The 1,405-nt window shown below is 73.5% G+C and carries 1 protein-coding gene; it reads left to right on the top strand.

Annotated elements, in window-relative coordinates; all coding sequences use genetic code 11:
- Positions 1-443: 443 nt before the first annotated feature.
- Complete coding sequence (locus tag AB0O29_RS35905; RefSeq protein WP_365160639.1) at positions 444-1,352, top strand: AfsR/SARP family transcriptional regulator; 909 nt, start codon at positions 444-446, stop codon at positions 1,350-1,352.
- Positions 1,353-1,405: the final 53 nt, after the last annotated feature.

Below are 1,405 nucleotides of genomic sequence, written 5' to 3'. Positions count from 1 at the left end.
CGCATCCCGGAGATCCGCGAGGAGTTCTGGCGGCGGATCAAGGTCCCCGGCAGCGGCGAGAGTGCCGTCCAGGTCGAAGAGGGCGAGTCGGGCCATGGGGAGGAACCGTACGCGCTGCCGCGACAGTCGGCGACGGCACCTCCCTCCCGGGGGTCCTGGGACCGCCTGAAGCGGACCGACGCCCCGCTGTGCGAGGGACCTCCGCACGAAGGCCGCCACAGGCGGCGCCGCAGGCCGGTGCACACCCGGCTGAGGACGGCCGCAGGCCCGCCCGCGCCCGGGCGGCCGGGTGGGCCGCCGCTTCGGCCGGGCGCGGGACCGGGAGATGACCAAGAGGGCGGCAGCGGCTCGCCCGGAGCCCGTCCCGTGCCGTAGACCTGTGCCGAGCGCCTTGGTCCACGGGTGCGCGACCACGTGATCCATCGAGTCCTGGAGTTCCGCGTATGCGTTTCGGTCTGCTCGGCCCGCTCACGGCACAGGACGCCGTCGGGCCCCTCGTCATAGGGAGCGCGAAGGTCCGGACGCTGCTCGGCATCCTGCTCCTGCGCCGAGGCCAGGCGGTCGCCTCCGACGAGCTGAAGGACGCCCTGTGGGGCTCCGACCTCCCGGCGACGGCGACGAGCTCGCTCTACAACCACGTCACGCGCCTGCGCAGGGCGCTGGGTCGGGAGGGCGAGGACCGGATCCGCTCCGTCCCGCCCGGCTACGTCCTGGACGTGGAACACGGCGAACTCGACGTCGACGTCCACGAGGAGCTGCTGCGCGCCGCCCGTACCGCGCGCCTGGAGGAGGACTGGGAGATCGTGCGCCGTTCGTGCGCGACGGCGCTGGGACTCTGGCGGGGGAAGCCCCTCGCGGACCTCCCCCAGCTCACGCAGAGCCTGCGGTACGGACCGGAGTTCCAGGCCCTCGAAGAGGCGCGGCTCGACGCGGCGGAATGGCGCTGCGAGGCCGATCTGCGGCTCGGCCGGTACGACGGTCTGGCGGCCGAGCTGTACACGCTGGCCGAACGGCATCCCCTGCGCGAAGGATTCTCCCGGCACCTGATGATCGCCCTCCACCGCACCGACCGCCAGGCGGAGGCCCTGGAGGTCTTCCACCGGCTCCGCCGGACCCTCGCCGACGGCCTGGGCGTCGAGCCCGGCCGCGCGGTGCAGGAGGCCCTGGCGGAGGTCCTGGGCGGCGACGGGCAGCCCTCCGGCGCCAAATCCTCCGGCGCCAAGCCCCCCGCCGCCAAGCCCTCCAGCGCCAACCCCTCCGCCAACCCCTCCGCCGAGCCCGCGCCCGCGTCCCCGCCCGCGCCCGCCTCCGAGTCCGAGTCCCCGTCCGCGATCACAAGATCACACTTCTGAACTCCAGACACCCCCAAGGAACTCTCGTATTCCTTCGAGAGGTTGAGTCATGT

It is taken from the genome of Streptomyces sp. NPDC089915, assembly GCF_040684675.1.
Taxonomy (GTDB): domain Bacteria; phylum Actinomycetota; class Actinomycetes; order Streptomycetales; family Streptomycetaceae; genus Streptomyces.
This window is presented reverse-complemented; position numbering and strand designations above follow the sequence as displayed.

Bases quoted from the DNA above. Each gene is read 5' to 3' on its own strand.
- AB0O29_RS35905 (WP_365160639.1), top strand. From the start codon at position 444: ATGCGTTTCGGTCTGCTCGGCCCGCTCACGGCACAGGACGCCGTCGGG.